At 70.3% G+C, this 25,041-nt stretch carries 18 protein-coding genes; 14 read left to right on the top strand and 4 right to left on the bottom strand.

The genetic code is table 11. From position 1 onward, the window contains the following. The first annotated feature begins 64 nt into the window (after positions 1-64). The 3 genes from BM43_RS06060 to BM43_RS06050 all read left to right on the top strand — a co-directional run bounded on the left by BM43_RS06060 (position 65) and on the right by BM43_RS06050 (position 3,179). Positions 65-1,165, top strand: a complete 1,101-nt coding sequence (locus tag BM43_RS06060) for a helix-turn-helix transcriptional regulator (protein ID WP_036056409.1) — start codon at positions 65-67, stop codon at positions 1,163-1,165. Between the two features lie 148 nt (positions 1,166-1,313). Beyond that, positions 1,314-2,036 carry a fumarylacetoacetate hydrolase family protein gene (locus BM43_RS06055; RefSeq protein WP_013690208.1) on the top strand — a complete coding sequence of 241 codons (723 nt, stop codon included), beginning with the start codon at positions 1,314-1,316 and terminating at the stop codon, positions 2,034-2,036. A gap of 273 nt (positions 2,037-2,309) precedes the next feature. Beyond that, on the top strand, positions 2,310-3,179 hold the full coding sequence (locus BM43_RS06050) for a CPBP family intramembrane glutamic endopeptidase (protein WP_036056411.1): 870 nt from the start codon (positions 2,310-2,312) through the stop codon (positions 3,177-3,179). A 117-nt stretch (positions 3,180-3,296) separates the two neighbouring features. On the opposite strand, the gene BM43_RS06045 is transcribed toward BM43_RS06050, so the two are convergent. Further along, positions 3,297-3,965, bottom strand: a complete 669-nt coding sequence (locus tag BM43_RS06045; protein WP_025100406.1) for a MarC family protein — start codon at positions 3,963-3,965, stop codon at positions 3,297-3,299. A 242-nt stretch (positions 3,966-4,207) separates the two neighbouring features. On the opposite strand from BM43_RS06045, the gene BM43_RS06040 reads away from it, so the two are divergent. The 3 genes from BM43_RS06040 (at position 4,208) to BM43_RS06030 (ending at position 6,021) form a co-directional block, all read left to right on the top strand. Beyond that, positions 4,208-4,486, top strand: a complete 279-nt coding sequence (locus tag BM43_RS06040; RefSeq protein ID WP_036056413.1) for a type II toxin-antitoxin system RelE/ParE family toxin — start codon at positions 4,208-4,210, stop codon at positions 4,484-4,486. An 18-nt stretch (positions 4,487-4,504) separates the two neighbouring features. After that, the gene (locus BM43_RS06035) at positions 4,505-4,828 is read left to right on the top strand and encodes a HigA family addiction module antitoxin (RefSeq protein WP_036056415.1); all 324 of its coding nucleotides are present in this window, start codon (positions 4,505-4,507) and stop codon (positions 4,826-4,828) included. Between the two features lie 107 nt (positions 4,829-4,935). Then, complete coding sequence (locus BM43_RS06030) at positions 4,936-6,021, top strand: calcium:cation antiporter (RefSeq protein ID WP_036056417.1); 1,086 nt, start codon at positions 4,936-4,938, stop codon at positions 6,019-6,021. 42 nt (positions 6,022-6,063) lie between these two features. Here BM43_RS06030 and BM43_RS06025 read toward each other — a convergent pair whose 3' ends face one another. Then, positions 6,064-7,020: a LysR family transcriptional regulator gene (locus tag BM43_RS06025; RefSeq protein ID WP_036056420.1), complete on the bottom strand. Its 957-nt coding sequence runs from the start codon at positions 7,018-7,020 to the stop codon at positions 6,064-6,066. Between the two features lie 393 nt (positions 7,021-7,413). On the opposite strand from BM43_RS06025, the gene BM43_RS06020 reads away from it, so the two are divergent. The 4 genes from BM43_RS06020 to BM43_RS06005 all read left to right on the top strand — a co-directional run bounded on the left by BM43_RS06020 (position 7,414) and on the right by BM43_RS06005 (position 11,791). Next, positions 7,414-8,592, top strand: coding sequence for an HPP family protein (locus BM43_RS06020; RefSeq protein ID WP_036056422.1), 1,179 nt, complete (start codon positions 7,414-7,416; stop codon positions 8,590-8,592). 107 nt (positions 8,593-8,699) lie between these two features. Then, on the top strand, positions 8,700-9,113 hold the full coding sequence (locus tag BM43_RS06015; RefSeq protein ID WP_013690200.1) for a MarR family winged helix-turn-helix transcriptional regulator: 414 nt from the start codon (positions 8,700-8,702) through the stop codon (positions 9,111-9,113). Between the two features lie 25 nt (positions 9,114-9,138). Beyond that, positions 9,139-10,926, top strand: a complete 1,788-nt coding sequence (locus tag BM43_RS06010; RefSeq protein WP_036056424.1) for a chloride channel protein — start codon at positions 9,139-9,141, stop codon at positions 10,924-10,926. 514 nt (positions 10,927-11,440) lie between these two features. Continuing rightward, positions 11,441-11,791, top strand: a complete 351-nt coding sequence (locus BM43_RS06005) for a hypothetical protein (protein ID WP_036056425.1) — start codon at positions 11,441-11,443, stop codon at positions 11,789-11,791. 142 nt (positions 11,792-11,933) lie between these two features. Here BM43_RS06005 and BM43_RS06000 read toward each other — a convergent pair whose 3' ends face one another. Continuing rightward, positions 11,934-12,857: a LysR substrate-binding domain-containing protein gene (locus BM43_RS06000; RefSeq protein WP_013690197.1), complete on the bottom strand. Its 924-nt coding sequence runs from the start codon at positions 12,855-12,857 to the stop codon at positions 11,934-11,936. 198 nt (positions 12,858-13,055) lie between these two features. On the opposite strand from BM43_RS06000, the gene BM43_RS05995 reads away from it, so the two are divergent. From BM43_RS05995 to BM43_RS05985, 3 genes are all read left to right on the top strand, one after another. After that, the gene (locus BM43_RS05995; protein WP_036056427.1) at positions 13,056-14,237 is read left to right on the top strand and encodes a M20 aminoacylase family protein; all 1,182 of its coding nucleotides are present in this window, start codon (positions 13,056-13,058) and stop codon (positions 14,235-14,237) included. A gap of 150 nt (positions 14,238-14,387) precedes the next feature. Next, complete coding sequence (locus BM43_RS05990) at positions 14,388-15,713, top strand: MFS transporter (protein WP_036056430.1); 1,326 nt, start codon at positions 14,388-14,390, stop codon at positions 15,711-15,713. Positions 15,714-15,886: 173 nt separating this feature from the next. Further along, positions 15,887-17,188 (top strand): UDP-N-acetylglucosamine 1-carboxyvinyltransferase, encoded by a 1,302-nt coding sequence (locus BM43_RS05985; RefSeq protein WP_036056432.1) that lies wholly within the window; start codon positions 15,887-15,889, stop codon positions 17,186-17,188. Between the two features lie 112 nt (positions 17,189-17,300). Here the strand turns inward: BM43_RS05985 and BM43_RS05980 are convergent, their stop codons facing one another. Continuing rightward, positions 17,301-18,410, bottom strand: coding sequence for a porin (locus BM43_RS05980; protein WP_025100397.1), 1,110 nt, complete (start codon positions 18,408-18,410; stop codon positions 17,301-17,303). A gap of 511 nt (positions 18,411-18,921) precedes the next feature. Between BM43_RS05980 and BM43_RS05975 the strand changes: the two genes are divergently transcribed. Beyond that, positions 18,922-25,041: an Ig-like domain-containing alpha-2-macroglobulin family protein gene (locus BM43_RS05975; protein ID WP_036056434.1), complete on the top strand. Its 6,120-nt coding sequence runs from the start codon at positions 18,922-18,924 to the stop codon at positions 25,039-25,041.

Raw genomic sequence — 25,041 nt, 5'->3', positions numbered from 1 at the left:
TCACGCGCGGCGCCCAACCGCTGTACCATCGCGGCTCGAACCGCACCACCCAGCATCATCCGCCATGCCAGCCAATTCGCAGCCGCGCACCTATGCCATGCCCGAGCGCAGCGACCGCCTCGACTTCTACATCCGGGACCAGACCACCCGGCAGCCGATCACCGAGCCGCATCGCCACGCCTATTTCCAGATCCAGTTCAACCTCGGCGGCGACACGCAGCAACGCATCGGCGGCGTCACGCGCCCCTTCCCGCGCGGCGCGCTGGCCTTCATCCTGCCGTTTCGCGAGCACCTGATCCCGCATCCGCCGGGCGCGCACTTCATCGTCATCAACTTCTCGCAGCAGTTCCTGCGCAGCGATCTCGACGTCGATCCGCTCGACCTCGACGACGTGCCGGTGCAGCGCGTGCCGGAACTCGCGCCGTTCCGCTTCCAGGAGCGGCTCGACTACATCCTGACCGGCGACGCCTTCGAGGACGCGCGCCGGCTCGCGCAGCGCATGCTCGACGTGAACCGGGAACGCAGCTTCGGCTCGGTGACCCTGCTGCGCGGCTACCTGCTGCAGCTGATCGGCCTGGTCAGCACCCAGTACGCGGGCGCGCTCGGCAAGCTGGCGCAGAGCCACGGCGCCCAGAAGGCTGGCCGGCGCGACGCGCTGGCCCGCGTGATGCGCCACATCCGCGCCAACCTGACCAGCGGCGAGCTGACGCTGACCGGCACCGCCGAGGCCGCCTTCCTGTCGCCGAACTACCTGGCCCACCTGATCCGCAAGGAAACCGGCAGCACCTTCACCGAGTTGGTGACCGAGCGGCGCATCGCGCTCGCGCAGTCGCTGCTCGCGCACACCACGCGGCGCATCGCCGATATCGCGCACGACGTCGGGTTTCGCGACGAGGGGTATTTCTCGCGGCGCTTCCGTGCCTGCGTGGGGATGTCGCCGAAGGACTATCGCGAAGCCAACGGCGAGGATGCCGAGGCGCGCGCGGCGGGATTGGCGGCTGCCGAGGCCGGTGCCGAGGCCGATTCGGAGCGCGAAACCGAAGTCGATGCCGAAACCGGCGCCGCAGCGGCCGGTATCGATGACAACACCCCTGCCGGCGACTCTCGCGCCGGCGGCGCCGAAACCAAGGCCGAAAACACATCCGACGCCCCCGGCGGCGCCTGAACCCGCGGCCGGCGCGCCGGCCGCGCGAAACGTAGATTTGTCCAGAATCTCGACAGCTTCGTCGCATCGCGCCCGCCGGCGGCTTGTTATCGTTGCATCGTGCCGCGAGCCGCGGCCCCCGCCAACCGTCCAAGCCAGGAGTTACGCCATGAGCGCCCATTCCGCCGACTACGTCGTCACGCCGCCGGCCCCCGTTTCCGTCGCGGTCGCCGATTCGTCCGCCCGCTTCCCGCTGCGCCGCGTGTTCTGCGTCGGCCGCAACTACGCGGAACATGCCCGTGAAATGGGCGCCGATCCGAGCCGCGAGCCGCCGTTCTTCTTCGGCAAGCCTGCCGACGCGGTGGTACCCGCCGAAGGCACGATCCCCTACCCGACGCTGACCTCCGAGCTGCACCACGAGATCGAACTGGTGATCGCGATCGGCCGGGGCGGCAGCCGGATCGCGGCGGCCGACGCGCTCGACCACGTGTGGGGCTACGGCGTGGGCGTCGACCTGACGCGTCGCGACCTGCAGGCCGAGGCCAAGAAGCTGGGCCGCCCCTGGGACTGGGCCAAGGGTTTCGACGCCTCGGGCCCGGTCACGCCGCTACATCCGGCCGCCAAGCTCGGCCATCCGCAAAACGGCCGGATCTGGCTGACCGTCAACGGCGAAGCGCGCCAGCAAGGCGACCTGGCCGACATGATCTGGCCCGTGCCCGATATCGTCGCCTACGTGTCGCAGGCCATCGAGCTGCAGGCGGGCGACCTGATCTTCACCGGCACGCCGGCCGGCGTGGGCGCGCTGCAACCGGGCGACCGCGTCGCGGGCGGTGTCGACGGCGTGGCCTCGTTCGAGTTCACGATCGGCGCGAAACCCGAATCGGCGTCCTGAAAACCGAGCCCCGGCGGACCCGCGCGGCGAGCCCGCCGCAGCGCCGGCGCCTTGCCGACGACGGCGGGCCCGCAGCGGCGGCCTGACGGGGCTCGTCCGCCATGCCGGCCGCTCGGGCGGCTCAGGCTGCATTGACCCGCATCGCCCGGCCTCGATCGACGGGCCGCGACGGCCGCGCGCCCTGCCGGCCGCCGTCCTCGCTACATTTCCTCGACGCGGAAACCGCCCGACGCAGGCTATGATGAGCGCCCGTTTGGCTCATCCTTCCCCGAAATGTCCGATTTCCCGACGACGATGCTGTTGCCCTGGGCAGCGATCTTCGCCGCCGCGCTGCTCGCGTGGTGTCCCCGGCTCCGAATCGCGAGCCTGATCCTGGCCCTGGTCGGCTATGGCGCGGCCTTCGCGCTGGGCCAGCTCGCGCCGATCGCGCTGGCGCCGCTGGCCGGTCTCGCGCTCGCCGCCTGGGCGATCGCCGGCACGCGCGCCTGGCCGCTGCGCATCGCCGGCGGCGTGCTGTTCACGGTGCTGGGCTACGCCCTGTCGCAACACTGGCTGCCCGGCTTCCACAACCTGCGCGTGATCCACGCGCTGCGCGTCACGCCGGACGCGGTGCCGTTCACCATGTACCTGAACGCCGACAAGGCGCTGGTCGGGCTCTGGCTGCTGTGGGTGCTGCCCTCGGCGGTGCGCGCCGCGCGCTGGAGCAAGGCGGTGCCGATCGGCGCGGCCTCGGCCGCGGGCACCGCGCTGGTCTGCCTGGCGGTCGCGCTGACGGCCGGCGCGGTGGGTTTCGCGCCGAAATGGCCGGCGTTCGGCTGGCTCTGGCTGGTCAACAACCTGTTGATCGTGGCGCTGGCCGAGGAGGCCTTCTACCGCGGCTGGGTGCAGCGCGGCCTGGAGATCGCGCTGGCCCGCGTGGGCGGCGGGCAATGGCTGGCGGTGCTGGTCGCCTCGCTGCTGTTCGCGGCCACCCACGCCTCGGGCGGCATCGCGCTGATCGGCTTCGCGACGCTGGCCGGCATCGGCTACGGCCTGGCCTACCGCTTCGGCGGCCTGCGCGCGGCCTGGCTCGCCCATGCGGGCTTCGACCTGATCCACTTCGCGCTGTTCACCTACCCGCTGCGCGCCGCCACCGGCGCCTGACGCATCAACCCGGCGCCCGCCCGCGCGGCGCGGCGCCGTCATCCTCCGCGGCTCGATTCCAGGCCCCGGCGCGCGCCGCGCGTCCACCAACGGCCGGCGCGCTGCCCTCCCGAGGCTTTACTTGATCTGGTCGGCCAGCGGCTGCAGGAAGGCCGAGAAGCCGGTCAGCATGATCTGCACGCCGACGCACAACAGCAGGAAGGCCGACACGCGCTGCGCGACCTTGGTGCCCTCGGTGCCGAGATAGCGGGCCAGCACCTCGGCGCGGCTGTAGGTCTGCCAGATCACCAGCGCGACCAGCGCCGACACGGCCACCGAGACGATGCTCGAGAGCAGGAATTCCGAGAGCTTGTGGGTGCGATTGGCGTTCAGCGCGATCGCGGTGGCGATCGAGCCGGGGCCGACCGTGAGCGGAATCGTCAGCGGGAAGAAGGCGCGCGCCATCACGTTGCGCGGGTCGATCGGCTTGACGGCCGCGTCGCCGCCCGGCACGTCGGGCGCGTTGAGCATCTGCCAGCCCGACACGGCCACCGCGAAACCGCCGCCGATGCGCAGCGCCTCCATCGAGATCCCGAAGAAATGCAGCACCGGGGTGCCGAGGAAGAAGGCCACCAGCAGCACGATGAAGGCGTTGATCGCCACCTTGCGCGCGAGCACGGCGCGCTGCCGCTCGGTGAGCGAATCGGTGCGCTCGAGGAACAGGAAGGCGATGCCGAAGGGGTTGATGATGCCCATCAGGCCGGTAAAGCCGAACAGGATCTCGGAAATCAGGCGGTCAATGATCATCGGTCGGAAGGATCAAGGGATCGTGCGAAAGCGGGATGCGGATCGAGCCTCGGGGCCGCTCGCGAAGGCGGCCGAATCCCGGGCCGGCGCCATTGTAGTGCAGCGCCGCGCGCCCGCGCTGGCCATTTGGACGAATGGGCCGCGGCGAGCGCGGGGTTCACAGTCGAGGGGGCTCGCGGGCAAATCCGCACATCTGCGCGGATTGGGTCGCGTATTACTTTACACGTTATACCCACTCCATTATGATCCAGTCATTCCGATGCAAGCGCACCGCCGCGCTGTTCGCCGGCGAATCGCCGCCGGCCTGGGGTGCCGTGGCACAAGTGGCCCGGCGCAAGCTGGCCATGCTCGATGCGGCCCAGGCGCTGCGCGACCTGGCCGTGCCGCCCGGCAACCAACTCGAAGGCCTGTTCGGCGATCGCGCGGGGCAATACAGCATCCGGATCAACGAGCGCTGGCGCCTTTGTTTCGTCTGGAGCAGCCGGGGGCCCGAGCTCGTCGAGATCGTCGATTACCACTGATTCAGCCGCGAGGTCCGCATGAATGCCAAGAGTGTGAAGCCCGTCAACGCGATGCCCGCCATCCACCCCGGCGAAATCCTGCGCGAGGAGTTCCTGGTGCCGCTCGCGCTCAGCGTCAACGCGCTGTCGCTGGCGCTGATGGTGCCGGCCACCCGCATGCACGAGATCGTCAACGAGCGGCGCGGCATCACCGCCGACACGGCCTACCGCCTGTCGCGCTACTTCGGCACCACGCCGGAGTTCTGGCTGGCCCTGCAGGCCGACTACGACATCAAGACCCTGCCGAACCGCGACGAGATCGACCGCAAGGTCGATGCGCGCTCCACCGGCGCGGCGCCCTGAGCCGGAGCCGGCCGCTCCATTCGTCGCATCCGGGTATCGCGGGGCCGGAACACCGGCCCGCGCCTGTTAGAATTTCCCCCGCCTCCACACCGCCCCAAGGATCCCCGATGCCGCACTCCTCGAATGCCCTGCCTCGCTGGACCCTCTGGGCGCCTATTGCCGCGTGGCTGATCCTCGGCCTGTCGCGCTTCATTCCCGGCGAGAGTTTCGCGATCGCGCTGATCGCGGTGGCGCTGGCCGGCTCGGTGTTCGCGGCCGTCCACCATGCCGAGGTGGTCGCGCACCGCGTCGGCGAGCCGTTCGGCACCCTGGTGCTGGCGGTGGCCGTGACCATCATCGAGGTCGCGCTGATCGTCTCGGTGATGCTGTCCTCCGGCCCCGAGAAGGCCGGCCTCGCGCGCGACACGGTGTTCGCCGCGGTGATGATCGTCTGCAACGGGATCGTCGGCCTGTGCCTGCTGGTCGGCGGCTGGAAGCACGGCGAGCAGGATTTCCAGGGGCGCGGCGCCAACAAGGCGCTGGCCGTGCTGGCCTCGCTGTCGGTGCTCTCGCTGGTGATGCCGAACTACCTGAGCGCGGCGCCCGGCCCGCAGTTCTCCACGTCCCAGCTCGCCTTCGCGGGCGTCTCCTCGCTGGTGCTCTACGGCATGTTCGTGTTCGTGCAGACAGTGCGCCACCGCGACTATTTCCTGGTGCCCGACACGGCCGACGAATCGGTCCACGCGGTGCCGCCGAGCAGCAGAACCGCGCTGACCAGCCTGGGCTTCCTGTTCATCAGCCTGGTGGCCGTGGTGCTGCTCGCCAAGCTGCTGTCGCCGGCGGTCGAGCGCGGCGTGGCGCAACTGGGCGCGCCCGAGGCCACGGTCGGCATCGTGATCGCCGCGCTGGTGCTGCTGCCCGAAGGGTTGGCAGCGGTCGGCGCGGCCGGCGCGAACCGGCTGCAGACCAGCCTCAACCTGGCACTGGGCTCCGCGCTCGCCAGCATCGGCCTGACCATCCCCACCGTGGCCGCCGTGTTCGTCTGGACCGGCCAGCCGCTGACGCTCGGCGTCGGCCCGATGGAAACCGCCCTGCTCGCGCTCACGCTGCTGGTCAGCACGCTCACGCTCGGCACCGGCCGCACCACGGTGCTGCAGGGCGTGGTCCACCTGTCGCTGTTCGCGGCCTATCTGTTCCTGTCGATCACGCACTGAACCCGCAAGCGGCGGCGCGGCGTTCCCGCGCCGCCGCGTTCCTCAGGCGCCCGTCGCGACGGGGCTGGCCAGGCGCTCCAGTTCGACCAGGTCGTGGGCGAGCGCCGGCGTCAGGGTGGTGCGCAGGTGGTCGAGGAAGGTCCGCGTCTTGGCGTCGAGGTAGCGACGCGAGGCGTAGACGGCATACACGTGGATGGTGTGCAGCCGGTAGTTCGGCAGCACGCGCACCAGGCGCCCCGAGCGCAGGTCGTCGATCGCCGTGTACAGCGCGATCGAGCCGATCCCCCGCCCCGCACGCAGCGCCACCGCCAGCGCATCCGGCACGTTCACCTGGAACGGCGAGGGCGGCAGGTCGAAATGCTGCTCCTCGCCGTCGTTGCGCTCCAGCCGCCACTCTCCGCCCGGCGAGGACGGCGTGTCGAGCCGCAGGCACACGTGCTTGAGCAGGTCGTCGGGCGTCTTCGGCGTGCCGTGGCGCGCCAGGTAATCGCGCGAGGCCACCAGCACGCTGCAGCTCTCCCCGCAGGTCTGCGCCACGTAACCCGAATCCGGCAGTTGCGCGGCGGTCACGATCGACACGTCGTAGCCTTCCTCGACCAGGTTCGGCATGCGCTGCGCGAGCGTCAGGTCCACCGATACCTCGGGATTGTCGTCCTGGTAGCGGACCACCGCCGGCACCACGTGGCTCTGCCCCAGCCCGGTCATCGCGTGGATGCGCATCCTGCCGCTCGGCTTGAGCAGCGCGTTGCGCGCCTCGGCATTGGCGTGGTCGATCTCGGCGAGGATCGATTTCGAGCGTTCGAAATAGCGCTGCCCGCTTTCGGTCAGGCCGAGATGGCGCGTGGTCCGATGCAGCAGGCGCGTCTGAACGTGCGCCTCGAGGTTCGAGACGGCGCGGGATACCTGCGCTGTGGTGGCGGCGATTTCCTTGGCGACGGCGGTGAAGCTGCCGGCCTCGACGACGCGCACGAACAGCCGCATGTTTTCGAGCATGTCCATGGGGGATCAGGGAAACGAGGGATCGAGCAAAGCCGCGACGGCCCGGGCCGCGCGGCACGTCCGGCGATGGCTCGACCTCGGCCGGTGAAGCAGGCTGGGGATCGGGATCGCGGGCGGCATGTTTGTGGAATTTGATCTGAAACAATCGAAGTTGGCGCGAATTGTACGCCTGAGCAGGTGAAATCGTGCATGGGCGCATCACGATTTCATTTTGTTCAGCTAGGCGACAGGACCGTGACGGGTGCGCCGGCCATCGTCACGATACGCACCACCATGGCCGCATGACGCCCCGAATCCGCACATGTACGCACCACGATCACCCTGATCGCACCATGATAAATATCATGTTGCGATATAATTCGCGGCTACCGATCGCCGCCCTTCGCCTGACTCATGCCGCCCGCTTCCCTGCCGCCATCGCCGCCCTCACCGTCCCCGTCGTTCGCCGCCCGCCTGCGCGCCTGGTTGCTGGGTTTCGCGCCCTCGCCGGTCACGCTCGGCGCGCGCGAGCGGCTGCGCTCCTGCCTCGGCGCGCTGGTCGGGATCGCCTGCGTGGGCATCAGCATGCGCCTGCTGCCCGGTATCCCCGAGGCGGTGCCGCTGCTGGTCGCGCCGATGGGCGCCTCGGCCGTGCTGCTGTTCGCGGTGCCGGCCAGCCCGCTGGCGCAGCCGTGGTCGCTGATGGGCGGCAACCTGGTGGCAGCGACGGTCGGCGTGGCCTGCGCGCGCTGGATCGCGGACCCGGTGCTGGCCGCCTCGCTGGCGATCGCCCTCGCGATCGGCGCGATGCTGGCCTTGCGCTGCGTGCATCCGCCCTCGGGCGCGGTGGCCCTGACGGCGGTGGTCGGCGGCCCCTCGGTGCATGCGCTCGGCTTCGGCTTCGTGCTCGAGCCGATCGCCGTGCAATCGGCCGCGTTGCTGGCCGCCGCGCTGGTCTATCACGCCCTCACCGGCCATCGTTATCCGCATCGCGCGGCAGCCCCGCGTGATGCGCGGCGGCCATCGGCGCGCGGCTTCTCGCGCGAGGACCTGGAGGCGGTCCTGAAGCGTCGCACCGAATGGCTCGACGTCTCCACCGACGATCTCGACGCGCTGCTGCGCGAAACCGAGCTGCACGCCTACGCGCGCACCTTCGGCGCCATGAGCTGCGCCGACCTGGTGGCCCGGCCGGCGGCGAGCCTCGGCCCGGAAACCCGCGTGTCGAGCGCGCTCGCCATGTTCGATCGACACGGCACCGAGACGCTGCCGGTGGTCGACGCCGCGCGCCGGGTGCTCGGCATCGTCACCCGCGCGCGGCTGGCCCCGCTCGCCGCGGCCGCGAGCCCGGCATCCCGGCGCGATCCGGCCATCCTCGACGCGAAATGCGACCCGACCATCCAGCAGGCGATCCTCACCGGCGTGCCCAGCATCCTCTCGACCGAGCCGGTCACCGACCTGGTGCCGCTGTTCGCCGAGGCCGGCGAGCCGGTGATCGTGGTGGTCGACGCCGCGGCGCGCCTGGTCGGGCTGGTCACGCAGGCCGACCTGATCTCGGCGCTGTACCGGCGCACCCAGGTCCTGCAGGCCGCCTGAGCGGCAAACCAATCCTTCATATCGTGTTTCGCCGTTTCCAGCCTGGATTTCGGTCACATATATCATGTTGTGATATATTCGCCGATTCTTTACTGGCCAGAGCTTCGATGACCGATCCGAACCACGTCCTGCACAAGCGCGACTTCGAGCAGTTGTCCGAATTCCGCTACCAGATGCGCCGCTTCGAGCGCTTCTCCGAGCGCGCTGCGCAAAGCGAAGGCGTGACGCCGCTGCAATACCTGCTGCTGCTCCACATCAAGGGCTTCCCGGCGCGCGCCTGGGCGACCATCGGCGAGCTGGCCGAGCGGCTGCAGGCCCAGCATCACGGCGTGGTCGCGCTGGTGTCGCGTTGCGAGGCCGCCGGCCTGGTCGAGCGGCGCAGCAGCGCGAGCGATCGCCGCCAGGTCGAGGTCCATCTGCTCGAAGCCGGCGAAGCGGTGTTGACGCGGCTGGCCGCGCTGCACCGCGCCGAGCTGAAATCCCTGCGCGGCGCCTTCCAGGTGCCGCGGATCGACTACTGACTACCCCCTTCTTCTCCTGCCCGCCATGCACCTCGCCGCCCCGCACAAGCGCGATTTCGCGCCGAATGTCCGCCTGCCCCGCATCGCCCTGCTCGCGGCCGTGATCGGCGTGACCAGCACGCTCGCGGCCGTGGTGCTGCTGAACCTGATACACCTGTTCACCAACCTGTTCTTCTTCGGCCACTGGTCCTTCGCCGACCGCTCGCCGGCCGGCAACACGCTCGGCGCCTGGGTGATCGCGGTGCCGGTGGCGGGCGGCCTGGTGGTCGGCCTGATCGCGCGCTTCGGCTCGGAGAAGATCCGCGGGCACGGCATCCCCGAGGCGATCGAGGCGATCCTGTTCGGCAAGAGCCGCATGTCGCCGAAGGTGGCCGTGCTCAAGCCGCTGTCCTCGGGAATCGTGATCGGCAGCGGCGGGCCGTTCGGCGCCGAAGGCCCGATCATCATGACGGGCGGCGCGCTCGGCTCGCTGATCGCGCAATGCTTCAAGCTCACCGCGGCCGAGCGCAAGACGCTGCTGGTGGCCGGCGCCGCGGCCGGCATGACCGCCGTGTTCGGCACGCCGGTGGCGGCCGTGCTGCTGGCCGTCGAGCTGCTGCTGTTCGAATGGCGCCCGCGCAGTTTCCTGCCGGTGGCGCTGGCCTGCGCCGTGGCCGGCTTCGCGCGCGCGCTCTGCTTGGGCGGCGAACCGCTGTTCCCGCTCGTCACCGCCGCGCCGCCCACCTCGGCGCTCGGCGTCTGCCTGCTGGCGGGCCTGTTGTCCGGCGCGCTGGCCAGCGGCCTTTCGGCCGCGCTCTATCGCACCGAGGACGCGTTCGGCAAGCTGCCGCTGCACTGGATGTGGTGGCCCGCGCTGGGCGGCGTCGTGGTCGGCATCGGCGGCTGGCTGGAGCCGCGCGCGCTGGGCGTCGGCTACGACGTGATCGGCGACCTGCTGCACGGCCACCTGGCCTTGCAGGTGGTGGTCGCGATCCTGGCCGTGAAGGCGGTGATGTGGGTGGTCGCGCTCGGCTCGGGCACCTCGGGCGGCGTGCTGGCGCCGCTGCTGATGCTCGGCGCCGGGCTCGGCACCCTGCTCGGCGCGGCGCTGCCCGGCACCGATCCGGCGCTGTGGCCGCTGGTGTGCATGGCCGCCACCTTGGGCGCCACGCTCGGCGCGCCGCTGACGGCCGTGGTGTTCGCCTTCGGCCTCACCCACGACGCCAACGCGCTGCTGCCGCTCCTGGCCGCCACCCTGGTGGCGCACGGCTTCTCCGCGCTGGTGATGCGGCGCTCGATCATGACCGAGAAGATCGCGCGACGCGGTTATCACATCTACCGCGAATACGGCGTCGATCCGCTCGAACGCCACGACGTGGCCGACGTGATGACGCGCGATGCCGCGGCGATCGATGCGCACGCAACGATCGCCGCGACGCGCCTGGCCCAGTTCGGCGCCGACCAGCGCCATCGCGCCTATCCGGTGCTGCGCGACGGCGTGCTGCTGGCCATGCTCGACCGCGCGCGGCTCGACGCGCTGGACGCCGCCCATGGCGGGCAAGCCACGCTCGAGGCCGCGCTGCGCGGCGTCTCGCCCGGCGCCTGCGCGCAGCCGAACGAAACCTGCCGGCTGGTGGCCACGCGGCTGGCCGTGCACGGGCTCGAGCGGCTGCCGGTGCTCGACGATCCGGTTTCGCGGCGCCTGCTCGGCATCGTCTCGCGCAGCGACCTAGTCAAGCCGGCCCTGCGCCATTTCGACGAGGAGCACAAGCGCGAGCGCTTCCATGCGATGCGCCCGATGCGCCCCGCGCGCCGCGCCGCACGGGCGCGATGAACGGCGCGCGAGCGGCCTGGCCAGGCACGCGACGCGCCGCGCGAAAATCCCGTCCGGCCCCGAGCACGAAGCGTCACAATCGACGTGATGGATTTAAATGTGCTTAACAATCCTCCCCGCGTTTTTTTGCGATCATGCAGTCAAACGCGACGGGGCCACCGTTCAGCACCGACACTACGCCAGCGATCCCAGAACCGCGGCGTAGGCTGACGGCCACCTCGCTTCCCTCGATCGATCGCGCCGGCGCAGCCGCTGCCGAGCCGATCGTCACCGCCGGTTCGACGCAGCCTCCCGACCGGCCCTCCATGCCACTTCGCAAGACCAGCGACCAGGGCAGCCCCGTTTTCCGAAACACCTGGAAACGTCTCGTCACGTTTCGGCAAGCAACTTAACAAACTGTTGCGCAATCGACCGGAACATGATGGGAAACTGGCGATCTGACACTTTCGTAGTCCCTGCCGACATCGACGTACAAGATGCCCGGCATGTCCCAACGACCGAACAAGGAGAGAACATGAAGAAACTGCTGCCGCTCATCGCCCTGACCGTCGCCGCTTCCGCCTTTGCGCAACAGCAACCGCAATGGACCATCCAGAACATCGGTCAGAGCCAGAAGCCCGCGAACCAGGTGGCCGCCTGCATCGCCAAGACCTGGGCCGACAAGTCCCAGCAGCAAGTGATCTCGCAGGACGTGCTCGCCAACGACATGGCGATGGACGTCTACGTGCCGGGCCAGCAGCCGCCGAACGGCGCCGCCGCGATGGTGCGTCCGGCCCGCGTCTCGGGCGCCGCGACCTGGGTAGGCTTCCGCTCGGTGGGTGATGCCGCGAATCCGGCCGCCGCGGATCTCAGCACCTGCCTGTAAGCCGCATCGGCTTCGCCGGGCGCCGGGTCTTCCGGGTCGCCCGCGCCCGGCACTCGAAAACCTCGCTTCGGCGAGGTTTTTTGTTTTGGCGCGTAGCATCACGCGTGCCCGCACCTCACATTCATGAGGATTCCGATCATTTTCACGATGCCGGCGCAGGCGGCGGGGCCAACCCGGCACGGCGCGCCGCATCGCGCAGGCAGTCGATCAGCATCGCGGCGGCCGGCGTGAGCGGCGTATCGCGCCGCCGCACCACCTGGATCGACAGCGCCGGAATCGTCTCGCGCACCGCCAACTCGACGAAACGCTCGCGCGCCAGCGGCGCATCGAGCAGTTGCACGGGCAGCGCGGCTACCAGGTCGGTGCCGGCCATCAGGGTCTGCGCGACACCGAAGCTCGGGCATTCGACGATCCGCGCCGGCACCGGCAGGCGGTTCGCGCTGAAGCAGTCGCAAAGCATCTGCGAGGAGCTTTCCGGAGAGGGATTGAGCAGCCACTCGGCCTCGACGAGCTGGGCCAGCGAGGTGGCGCCCGCCAGCGGATGGCCGCGGCGCGTGGCGATCGCCAGGCGGCTGGTGTAGAGGGTGTCGTGGTCGAACTCGGCGGCCAGCAGCTCGGGCACCACCACCGCCACCGCGAAATCGAGCGTGCCGTCGTGCAGCCTGGGCAGCGCCACGCCCGGGAAACCTTCCTGCAGGCTCACGCGCGTGAGCGGGAAGCGGCGCCGGAATGCCCGGTAGGCATCGGGCAGCAGCGACAGCGCCACCGCCGGCGTGATCGCGGCCGCCACCGAGCCATGGCTCGCGCCGAGCGCCTGCTCGATGTCCTCGCGGGCGCGCTGCATCTCGGCCACGATCAACCGCGCGCGCACCAGCAGGCGCTGCCCGAAGTCGGTCAACTGCACGCCGCGAGCGGTGCGCAGCACCAGCGAGACGCCCAGCGCCTGCTCCAGTTCCTTCAGCGATTTGGTCAGCGCGGCCGGCGACAGGTTCTGGCTGCGCGCGGCGGCGCGGATGCTGCCTTCGTCGGCCACCGAGAGGAAGGCCTTGAGCTGGTGATATTTCATGGCGGGGAGGCGCATCCGGCGGTTGGGCCGGCGCGTGTATCGAGGGTTTTCCCGAGGCAACCACGGGTTGTCATCGACGCAATTTATCAGCTTATGGTGAGCGTCGGAAATCCCTATGCTTGAGCGCGATCGTTCGATATTTCGCCTGATCCGAGCCCACCTCCGGGCGGCTTCCAGGCGCTCACCCACGGAGTTTCCATGACCGCCACCGAGCCCGTCCTCGCCGGCATCGCCGACCTCGCCCCCGAGTTCGTCGAGATCCGCCGCCGCATCCATGCCCATCCCGAGCTCGCCTTCGAGGAAACCGGCACCGGCGAACTGGTGGCCGGGCTGCTCGCCCAATGGGGCTACGAAGTGCATCGCGGGATCGGCCGCACCGGGCTGGTCGGCGTGCTGCGTGCCGGCGACGGCCGGCGCACGCTGGGCTTGCGCGCCGACATGGACGCGCTGCCGATCCACGAAGCCACCGGCCTGCCCTACGCGAGCCGCCGCGCCGGCCAGATGCACGCCTGCGGTCACGACGGGCACACGGCGATGCTGCTCTGCGCGGCGCGCCACCTGGCCGCCACGCGGCGCTTCTCGGGCACCCTGAACCTGATCTTCCAGCCCGCCGAGGAAAATTTCGGCGGCGGCAAGGCGATGATGGACGACGGCCTGTTCGAGCGCTTTCCCTGCGACGCGATCTTCGCGCTCCACAACATGCCGGGCCGCGCGGCCGGCGAGATGGCGTTCCGCAGCGGCCCCGCGATGGCTTCCTGCGATCGCGTCACGATCCGCCTGAAGGGCGTGGGCGGGCACGGCGCGATGCCGCACATGGCGCGCGACCCGATGTCGGCGGCCGGCAGCCTGATGCTGGCCCTGCAGACCATCGTCGCGCGCGAGATCGACGCGCAGCAGGCGGCCGTGATCACGGTCGGCAGCGTGCAGGCCGGCGAGACCTTCAACATCATTCCCGAGACGGTGGTGATGAAACTCTCGGTGCGCGCGCTCGACGCCGCCGTGCGCGCGCAGCTCGAAACGCGGATCGGCGAGCTGGTGCGCGGCCACGCGGCCGCCTACGGGCTCGGCGTCGAGATCGACTACGACCACGGCTACCCGGTGCTCGTCAACCACGAGGCGCCGACCGAATTCGCGGCGAGCATCGCGCGCGCGATGCTCGGCGAGGCGCGCGTCGAGATGGACGCGGCACCGCTGATGGGCAGCGAGGATTTCGCCTACATGCTGGAGCAGCGCCCCGGCTGTTACGCGCTGCTCGGCAACGGCACCGGCAGCCGTGGCGGCTGCATGGTCCACAACCCCGGCTACGACTTCAACGACGCGATCCTGCCGATCGGCGCGAGCTACTGGGTGCGCGTCGCCGAGGGCTGGCTGGTCGACTGAGCAAGCAAGGCGCGCGGCGCCGCCTGCTCCCGCTTCGCCGCGGGATGACAGGCCGAGCGCCGCGAGCCGTTTGCCTTGCGCGACTGCTCCGCTGCTTCTCCGCTGCTGCTCCGTTTCTTCCCTCGCTTCCGTTTCCGCTCCGAGGTGCCGATGGAATCGCCCGCCGTCGAAGTCGCCCTGCCCGCCGCCCGCGCCTCGCGCCGCCAGGCCCGCCGCCTGATCGCGGCGGCCGCCGTCGGCAATGCGCTCGAGTTCTACGATTTCACCGTCTACAGCTATTTCGCGCTGCTGATCGGCCGGCTGTTCTTCCCGGTCGGCTCGGCCTTCGGCGAGTTGATGCTGGCGGTGGCCAGCTTCGGCGTGGGTTTCGTGACGCGCCCGCTGGGCGGCATCGTGATCGGCATCTACGCCGATCGGGCGGGCCGCCGCAGCGCGATGATCCTGACCTTGCTGCTGATGGCGCTGGGTACCGCGATGATCGCGGCGGCGCCCACCTACGCGCAGGCGGGCCTGGCTGCGCCGGTGATCCTGGTGCTCGCGCGCCTGCTGCAGGGCTTCGCCTCGGGCGGCGAGGTGGGCGCCTCCACCACGCTGCTGATCGAGCAGGCGCCACCGCACCGGCGCGGCTTCTATGCCTCGTTCCAGTTCTCCAGCCAGGGGCTGGCGGCGCTGGCCGGCGCGCTGACCGGCGCGGTGCTGAACGCGACGCTGAGCGCGCCGCAACTGGACAGCTGGGGCTGGCGCGTGCCCTTCGTGATCGGCACCCTGTTCGTGCCGCTCGGCTACTGGCTGCGGCGCGGCATCGACGAGGCGCATCGACCCGCCGCCAGCGTCAGCGGCAGCGGCGCCGGCAATGCCCCCGCGCCGCTGCCGCTCGCGGCGGTGCTGCGGCGCCATCGCCGCGCGCTGTTCGCGGGCCTGGGCCTGACCATCGGCGGCACCGCCACGCACTACATCATCGTCTTCTACATGGCGATCTACGGCGTGCGCACGCTGCACCTGCCGGCCTGGATCGCCATGCTGGCCGGCTGCGTGGCCGGCATGGCGCTGATGCTGGTCTCGCCGCTGGGCGGCGCGCTGGCCGATCGCATCGGCCGCAAGCCGGTGGCGGGCTGGTCGCGCCTGGTGCTGACGCTGGCGATCTACCCGGCCTTCGTCGCGCTGAACCGCTGGCCCGGCGCCGCCTCGCTGCTCGGCGCCATCGCCGTGCTGAGCGTCGTGCACGCGCTCTATTGCGGCGCCACCGCGCCGATGCTCGGCGAGCTGTTCCCGCGCGCGGTACGTGCCACCGGCGGGGCCCTGGTCTACAGCCTCGGCGTGGCGATCTTCGGCGGCTTCGCGCAGTTCATCGTGACCTGGCTGATCGCCGCCACCGGCGATCCGACCGCGCCGGCCTGGTACGCGATCGCCTGCGGCATGCTCAGCTTCGCCGCTCTAGCGAGCATCGAGGAACGCGCCGGCAAGCGGCTCGATTGACAGGGCGCGGCGACGCGCCGATCCGCCGCTCGGCGTCTTCCGCAAGGGGTCGGAACCGCGGGCCGGTCCGCGCCGCGCCTGGGGCCGCCGGGCAGCGATTGCGCGCGCCCCGGCGTCGAAACGATGGCATGATACGAACCTTGCGCCATCTCTCATTCCAAACGCGCCGAACCATGTCGAATCTGCTAGTCAACGGCGGCACCCCGCTTCGCGGGGAAATCACGCCGTCCGCCAACAAGAACGCCGTCCTCCCGATCCTCTGCTCGACCCTGCTGACCGACCAGCCGCTGAAGCTGATCGGCGTGCCCGACATCACCGACGTGCGCAAGATCCTCGACATCTTCCGCACGCTCGGCAGCGATGTGTCGATGGACTACGCCACCGGCGTGCTCGACCTGCATCACCGCGCCACCCAGTTCGACCCGGCCGTGCACCGCCTGCCCGAGGAGATGCGCTCCTCGATCATGCTGGTGCCGCCGCTGCTGGCCCGCTTCGGCGTGGCGCGGCTCGAGAGCGACGTGACCGGCTGCACGCTCGGCGTGCGCGAGATCGACCCGCACGTGGAAGTGTTCGAGCGCTTCGGCGCGACGCTGGAGCAGACCTCCGACTCGCTGATCCTGCGCGTGGCCGGCCCGCTCCAGGCCAACGACCACTGGCTCGACTACGCCTCGGTCACCACCACCGAGAACTTCGTGCTGTGCGCGACCGCCGCCGGCGGCGTCTCGACGCTCGTGAATGCCGCCTCCGAGCCGCACGTGCAGGAGTTCTGCCGCTTCCTGACGATGCTCGGCGTGCCGATCGAGGGGATCGGCACCTCGCATATCCGGGTCCAGGGCGGCGGCAAACTGGGCGGCGGCGAGCACCGCTTCGCCGAGGATTTCCACGAGATTGCCACCTTCCTCGCGCTCGGCGCGATCACCGGCGGCGACATCGCGGTGCGCAACAGCGGCCCCGAGATGTTCCCGCTGATCGACCGCACCTTCGCCAAGCTCGGCGTGCAGGTCACGCACGAGAACGGCTGGTCGCGCGCGGTGCGCGACGGCGTGATGCGCGTGCGCAAGCCATTCACGCAGAACATCCTGACCAAGATCGAGGCGGCACCCTGGCCCTATCTGCCGGTCGACCTGCTGCCGATCTTCATCGCGCTCGGCGTGAAGGCCGAGGGCAGCGTGATGTTCTGGAACAAGGTCTATGACGGCGCGATGGGCTGGACCGGCGAGCTCTCGAAGTTCGGCGCGCACGTGTTCCAGTCCGACCCGCATCGCCTGATCACCTTCGGCGGCCTGCCGCTGTCGCCGGCCCGCGTCGAGAGCCCCTACATCATCCGCGTGGCGATCGCGCTGCTGATGGTGGCCGCCAGCATCGAGGGCCGCTCCGAGATCCTCAACGCCCAGCCGATCCGCCGCGCGCATCCGCACTTCGTCGAGAACCTGCGTTCGGTCGGCGCCAACGTGGAGTGGACCGCCGGCGACTGAAGCACAGCGCCGCGCCCAAAAACAATCAGCCCGGCATGGTCGACACCATGCCGGGCTGATTGGCATTCGGCGCCGAGCGAACCGGCTCGAACCGAGCCGGCCGTTGCGCCGCTTAGAAGTTGTGCATGATACCGACGTAGGCGCCGGTCTGCGATTCGCCCGTCAGCGGGTTGGTGCCGTTGGTGGCGTCGCGCGAGGAGGCGATCAGCGAGAAGTTCGAGTTGCCGCTGTTGCGCATGTAGGCCACCGTGCCGTACAGGAAGGTGCGCTTGGACAGGTTGTAGGTGGTGCCGAGCACGTACATGATCGCGTGGCCCGACGCGTCGTGCGTCGCATCGCCGTTGCCGCTGCCGACCCGCACGTAGTAGCCGCCGCCCGTCACCGCCCAGGCCGGCGTGGCCGTGTAGGTCGCGCCCAGCCAGACGTGGTCGGCGCGGTCGGCCAGGCCCTGCGGCGTGTCCGGTGCCTGGTAGTGCGTGTAGGCGGCCTGGATCTTGAACTTCTGTACGTAGATGTTGGTGCCGACGAAGTATTCGCGCGAGGCGGTGAAGATGTTGTCCATCTTGCCGTTGTTGTTGCGCAGCTCGTCATAGATGCCGCGCACGTCGAACAGCGCCGAGTGATACGACAGCATGATGCCGTCCGAACGACCGAAGTCGTTGGCCGGGCCGGTGTTGAAATTGGTCTGGTTGCCGAAGGCGTACTGCCCCTGCACGTCGAAGCCGTTCCACACCGGGCTGTGATACTCGATGTTGTTGCTGGTCTGCTGCCAGTTGCGGCCGCGCACCAGCGAGGCCGACGAGAACGCCTGCTGCACGAAGGGATCGAATTCCCACACGCCGTCGCTGTCGATGAACAGGTTGCGACCGGCCTGCAGCGTGCCCCACTCGTTGTTCTTCAAGCCCACGTAGGCGCGGCGCGAGAACATCCGGCCGCCGCCGGTGGTGCCGTTCATCACCTGGAACGCGGTCTCGAGGTCGAAGATCGCGGTGTTGCCGCCGCCCAGGTCCTCGGTGCCCTTCAGGCCGAACATGCTGGTGCCCCAGTCGCCGCTCTCGGCGCTCCAGCGCGTCGCGCTGCCGGTGCGCGTCGCGTTCGCGACGTGGTTGAGGTACTCGACGCCGCCGTCGATACGGCCATAGAGCGTGACGCTCGATTGCGCGAAGGCCGCGGCCGGCACGGCCACGCTCAGCGCCGCGATGGTTTTGATTCGAAGTTTCATATCCCCTGCCTGTAGATCTCTCTCAGATTTGACTGGCACTTTCCGTGCGGCCCGCTTGTGGTTCGCGACCGGCAAGGAAGGTGCCCCGGGCCACGCATGGCGCGTGGCGCGAAACGGTTCGCGCACGCGCTGTTGTTGTTTAGTCGTCGACGATCCGGCTGTTTCGCCGATTCCCCGGCGGCGCGAGGGCGGCAGGCGCCTCGCGCCCGGCACCGGGTGCCGTTCCGGCCCCGCGCGTCGACGCGGACCGGAAATGTACGCGTTTGCGAGCCGCCGGACAATGTCTTTATAGGATATGAATTCTTACGCTCTCCTCGATAAACGGAATCGACGCATAGTCTGTCGGCTGTAAGCCACAGTGCTTCCCGCGACGACGCAATCATGCTATGGCTGGCGCCGTCGCGCGCCATGGACAGGCGCCAGGACAGGACAAAATCGCGCCTGACCGACGTAAGGGCTCGGTTAGAATCGCAGGCATTCCGAAAAGCATCTCTCCGAGGGCGGGCGAGCGATGAAGCAAAGCACATCAAAAAAAATCCTGTATTGGAGTGCCGTGTCGGCGCTCGCGGCGGTCATGATCGGCGGCGTCGGCTGGCCGGCCGACGCGGCGAAGATCGTCAGCGTCTCGCCGCAAGGCTCGGCGCCCGAGATCCGGCAGGTGACGCTCAAGTTCGACGAGCCGATGGTGGCCTTCGGCTCGCCCTCGCTGCCCGCCCCGGCCCGCCTGCAATGCGATAACCCCGCGGCCGCGAAATTCGACGCGGTCTGGAACGACGATCGCACCTGGCTGGCCCAGTTCCAGCAGGCCCTGCCGGCCGGCACGCGCTGCACGCTGACGCTCGAGGACGGCCTCAAGTCCTCGGCCGGCCATGCCGTGACGGGCCCGCGCCGCTTCGCCTTCCAGACCAGCGGCCCCTACCCGGTCGAGATCCGCCCGGGCCGCAGCGAAATCGAGGAACGCCAGTTGTTCGTGCTGAAGCTGACCGGCCCGGCCACCGAGGACTCGCTTCGCGAGCACATCTGGTGCGAGGCGACCGGGATCGGCAACCGCATCCCGATCACCTTCGCCAATGCCGCCACGCGCGCGCAATTGCTCGATCATTTCCACTGGAAGGCCGACGCGGCGCGCGTGCTGACGCTCGGCTGCGCGCAGACCCTGCCGCCCGGCCAGCCGGTGCAACTGGTCTATGGCGCCGGCGTGCAGAGCCCCAGCGGGGTGGCCAACGGCAGCGAGAAGCGCTTCGACTTCCGCGTGCGCGAGCCCTTCGCGGCCTCCTTCAGTTGCGAGCGCGAGAACGCCAAGGCGCCCTGCACGCCGCTGCGTCCGCTGCGCATCGAATTCAACGCGCCGATCTCGCGCGCCAACGCCGAGAAGCTGCGCATCCAGGGCCCCGACGGCGCGATCTCGCCGAGCTTCAAGCCCGACGACAAATCGAGCGACACGCGCACGGTCGAGTTCGCCGCGCCGCTGCCGGCCAGCGCCGAGCTCAGCGTCACCCTGCCCGACGGCCTGACCGACGACAGCGGCCGCCCGCTGTCCAACGCCGACTTGTTCCCGCTCAAGACGCGCACCGCCTCGATGCCGCCGCTGGCGAAGTTTTCGTCCTCGACCTTCGGCATCATCGAGCGCTACGCCGAGCCCGATTCGCCGGCCCTGGTGCCGGTCACGCTGCGCAACGTCGAGGCCGACCTGAAGATCGCCGGGCTCAACGCCGGCCAGGCCGAATTCTCGAACATCCGCGTCGAGGACGACAGCGCGATCCGCGAATGGATGCGCGTGGTCGACCAGATGGACGGCATCGGCATGTCGGTGGCCAGCATCGACGCGCTGCGCCCGGGCCTGTTCGAGCGCGCCAAGCACCCGGTGTTCGTGCCGCCCGCGGCCGGCGAGAAACCGCCGGTGGGCGTGCACCGGATCGTCGACGTGCGTTCGCTGTCCTTGCTGGACGGCCAGCAGCACGTCGAGCGGCTGGTGCTGCCCAAGGCCGATCCGGCCACGCTGCGCCCGTTCGAGGTGGTCGGCGTGCCGATCGCCAAGCCGGGCTTCTACGTGCTGGAACTCGCCTCGCCGGCGCTGGGCCGCTCGCTGATGGCCAAGCCCGGCTCGATGTACGTGCGCACCACGGTGCTGGTCACCAATCTCGGCGTGCACTTCAAGCGCGGCCGCGACAACAGCCTGGTGTGGGTCACCACGCTCGACAAGGGCAAGCCGGTGCCGAACGCCGAGATCCGCGTGTCCGACTGCAACGGCGAGCCGCTCGCCTCGGGGCGCACCGATGCGCAAGGGCTGCTGAAGATCGACGGGCCGCTGGCCGAGCACCGCCGCTGCGACTACGAAACCAGCTATCGCAACATCTTCGTGTCGGCGCGCGTCAACGATCCCGTTACCGGCCCCGACATGGCCTTCGTGGTGGACGACTGGAATCGCGGCATCGAGTCCTGGCGCTTCGACGTGCCGAGCGACTACGGCACGCGCCCCGGCACGATCGCGCATACCGTGTTCGACCGCACCCTGGTGCGGGCCGGCGAGACGGTCTCGATGAAGCACTACCTGCGCGTCGAGAAGCTCGACGGCCTGGCCTTCCCCAAGCAGTACCCGAACCGGGTGACGATCCGCCATGAAGGCAGCGGCGACGTCTACCGGCAGCCGCTCGTGTGGGCGGCCGACCACACGGCCGATTCGAGCTTCACGCTGCCGCCCGGCGCCAAGCTGGGCGAATACACTGTCACGCTCGACACTGGCCGGGCCGGCGACAAATCCGACGATTCCGAAGCCAACAACGGCGACGACGACCAGGACGACTCGAGCGGCGGCTCGGGCGCCAGCTACGGCAGCGGCTCGTTCCGCGTCGAGGCGTTCCGCCTGCCCGTCTTCAAGGGCAGCGTGAACGTGCGCGATACCAGGACCAGCCCGCTGGTGGGCGCCAGCGAGGCCGCGGTGGCGGTCCAGCTCGACTACCTGTCGGGCGGGCCGGCCGCCAACCAGCCGGTGCGCGTCTCGGCGCTGCTGCGCCCCACCTCGCCGGCCTTCGGCGACCGTTATCCCGACTTCTCCTTCACGCCCTGGCGCGCCGAGCAGCCCGGCTCGGATGCCGGCGCCAGCGACGACGAGGACGACAGCGGCGACACCGCCGCCTCCAGCGCCGACCCCGACGCGCCGAAGCTGGTGGCCGACAAGCTGCCGGTCACGCTCGATCGCAACGGCAGCGGCACCGTCTCGCTGAAATCGCTGCCCAAGGTGGACGCGCCCAAGCGCCTCGCGCTGGAGGCGACCTTCGCCGACCCGAACGGCGAGATCCAGACGATCCGCGGCGACACCACGCTGTGGCCCGCCGCGCTGGCGGCCGGCATCAAGGCCGGGCACTGGGTGGCGGTGGGCGATTCGGTGCCGGTCACGGCGCTGGCGGTCGACCTCGACGGCAAGCCGCACGCGGGCGCCGAGATCGAGGTGCATGGCTACGCGCGCGTCACCACCTCCTCGCGCAAGCGCATGGTGGGCGGCTTCTACGCCTACGACAACCGCAGCGAGACGCGCGACCTGGGCGCGCTGTGCAGCGGCAAGTCCGACGACAAGGGGCGCATGGCCTGCGACGCCAAGCTCAAGGAAGCGGGCGAAGTCACCCTGGTGGCCCAGGTCAAGGACGGCTCGGGCCGCGCCGCCACCGGCAGCACCTCGATCTGGGTGGTGCGCGAGGACGAGCTCTGGTTCGGCGGCAACAATACCGATCGCATCGACCTGATTCCCGAGAAACCGTCCTACGAGCCGGGCGAGACCGCCCGCTTCCAGGTGCGCATGCCGTTCCGGCAAGCCACCGCGCTGGTCGCCGTCGAGCGTTCGGGCGTGATGGAAACCCACGTGGTGCAGTTGAACGGACGCGACCCGAGCATCGAGCTGAAGGTCGACGCGAGCTGGGGGCCGAACGTCTATGTCTCGGTGCTGGCGCTGCGCGGCCGGCTGCGCGAGGTGCCCTGGTACTCGTTCTTCACCTGGGGCTGGAAGACGCCGGTCGAATGGGCCCGCGCCTTCTGGAACGAAGGGCGCCGCTACGTGCCGCCCACGCCGCTGGTCGACCTGTCGAAACCTGCCTTCCGCTACGGCCTGACCGAGATCAAGGTCGGCACCGCGCCGCACAAGCTCGCGGTGAGCGTCACGCCCGACGCGGGCAGCTACCCGGTGCGCGGCACCGCCCACGTGCGGATCGCCGTGAAGCTGCCCGACGGCAAGCCCGCGCCGGCCGGCACCGAGGTGGCGGTGGCGGCGGTAGACGAAGCCCTGCTCGAGCTGATGCCGAACGACAGCTGGGACCTGCTGGGCGCGATGCTGCAACGGCGCGGCTACGGCGTGGAAACCGCCACCGCGCAGATGGAGATCGTCGGGCGCCGTCACTTCGGCCGCAAGGCCGTGCCGGCCGGCGGCGGGGGCGGCACCGCGCCGACCCGCGAGTTGTTCGACACCCTGCTGCTGTGGAGCCCGCGCGTCGCGCTCGATGCGAACGGCGAGGCGCGCGTCGACGTCAAGCTCAACGACGCGCTGACGCGCTTCAGCATCGTGGCGATCGCCTCGGTCGGCGCCGATCGCTTCGGCACCGGCCGCGCCAGCGTGCGCAGCACCCAGGACCTGCAGCTGATCTCGGGCCTGCCGCCGCTGGCGCGCGAGGGCGACGCGCTGGTCGCGCCGTTCACGCTGCGCAACACCACCTCACGCGCGATGAAGGTGCTGGTCACGCCGAACGCGCCAGGGCTCGCGCTTGCGGCCCAGACCGTCGAGCTGGCGGCCGGCGCCTCGCGCGAGCTGAGCTGGCGCGTCGCGATCCCGGTGGGCGCGGCCGACGGCGGCGGCGCGCTGCCGTGGTCGATCTCGGCCGCCGAACAGGGCGGCGCGCACGCGGCCGATGCGCTGAAGATCACCCAGAAGATCGTGCCGGCCGTGCCCGTCACGGTCCAGCAGGCCACCCTCACGCAAGTCGACGGCAGCTTCTCGCTGCCGGTCGCGGCGCCGGCCGACGCGGCCGCCGATCGCGCCGGCCTGCCGCGCGGCGGCATCTCGGTCGCCCTGCAGTCGAAGCTGGCCGACGGCCTGCCCGGCGTCACGCGCTGGTTCCAGCAGTATCCGTATCGCTGCCTGGAGCAGCAGACCTCGCGCGCGCTCGGCCTGCACGACGCGGCGCTGTGGCAGTCGGTGATCGCGCAGATGCCGTCCTATCTCGATGCCGACGGCCTGGCCGGCTACTTCCCGCTGTCGGCCGACAGCGGCGAGAAGGGCAGCACCGCGCTGACCGCCTACCTGCTGTCGGTGACCGACGAGGCCGGCAAGCTCGACCCGCGCTTCGCCCTGCCCGACGCGCTGCGCACGCAGCTCGAGGCCGGGCTGGCCAGCTTCGTCGACGGCCGCATCACGCGCGACAGCTGGGCGCCGCGCGAGGATCGCGACCTACGCAAGCTGGCGGCGCTGGAGGCGCTGTCGCGCCACGACGCGGCCCAGGCGCGCATGCTCGGCTCGATCGCGATCACGCCGGAGCGCTGGCCGACCTCGGCCCTGCTCGACTACTACGCGATCCTGTCGCGCGTGGCCGACATCCCCCAGCGCGAGGACAAACGCGCCCAGGTCGAGCAACTGCTGCGCGCGCGGCTGGCCTACCAGGGCACCCAGCTGGTGTTCTCGACCGCGCGCGACGACGACCTCTGGTGGCTGATGAGCGGCAACGACAGCAATGCCGCGCGGCTCGCCCTGGCCTTCAACGGCAACCCGGCCTGGAAGGACGAGATGCCGAGGATCGTGGCCGGGCTGCTGGCGCTGCAACGCAACGGCGCCTGGCAGACCACCACCTCGAACCTGCTCGGCGAGCTGGCCGTCGAACGCTTCTCGCGCACCTACGAGACCACGCCGGTCACCGGGCGCACCACGCTGCGCCTCGGCGACGTGGAACGCAGCATCGCCTGGGGCGGCAGCGCGGCGGCGGCAGCGCCGGCCAGCGCCGCATCACCGGTAACGGCGGTGACCGCCGCGCCCTCGGCGGCCGCCTCGACGCCGGCCGCCACGCGCAACGCGGCGGCACGTTCGACCCTGCTGCCCTGGCCGGCCGCGCCGCATGCGCCGCTCACGCTGTCGCTGACCCAGGACGGCACCGGCAAGCCCTGGGCGACGATCCAGAGCCTCGCGGCCGTGCCGCTCAAGCGCCCGGTGGTGTCCGGCTACCGGATCACCAAGACGCTCACCCCGCTCGAGCCTGCCGTGAAGGGCGCCTACACGCGCGGCGACCTGGTGCGCGTGCATCTCGACATCGACGCGCAGGCGGCCATGACCTGGGTGGTGATCAACGATCCGGTGCCGGCCGGCACCAGCATCATGGGCTCGGGCCTGGGCCGCGATTCGGAAACCGCCACGCAGGGCGAGAACAATCGCGATGGCGCCTGGCCGAGCTTCATCGAGCGCGACTTCGACGGCTACCGCGCCTATTACAGCTACCTGCCGGCCGGCAAGACCTCGATCGAGTACACCATGCGGCTCAACGCGGTCGGCAGCTTCGGCCTGCCGCCGACGCGCGTGGAAGCGCTCTACGCGCCGTCCGCCTACGGCATGCTGCCGAACGCGCCGATCGTGGTGCAGCCGGTGGCGGGCCAGCAGCCATGA

The organism is Burkholderia gladioli (assembly GCF_000959725.1).
Taxonomy (GTDB): domain Bacteria; phylum Pseudomonadota; class Gammaproteobacteria; order Burkholderiales; family Burkholderiaceae; genus Burkholderia; species Burkholderia gladioli.
Note: the sequence above shows the minus strand (reverse complement) of the source record. Positions and strands in the feature narration are given on the sequence as shown.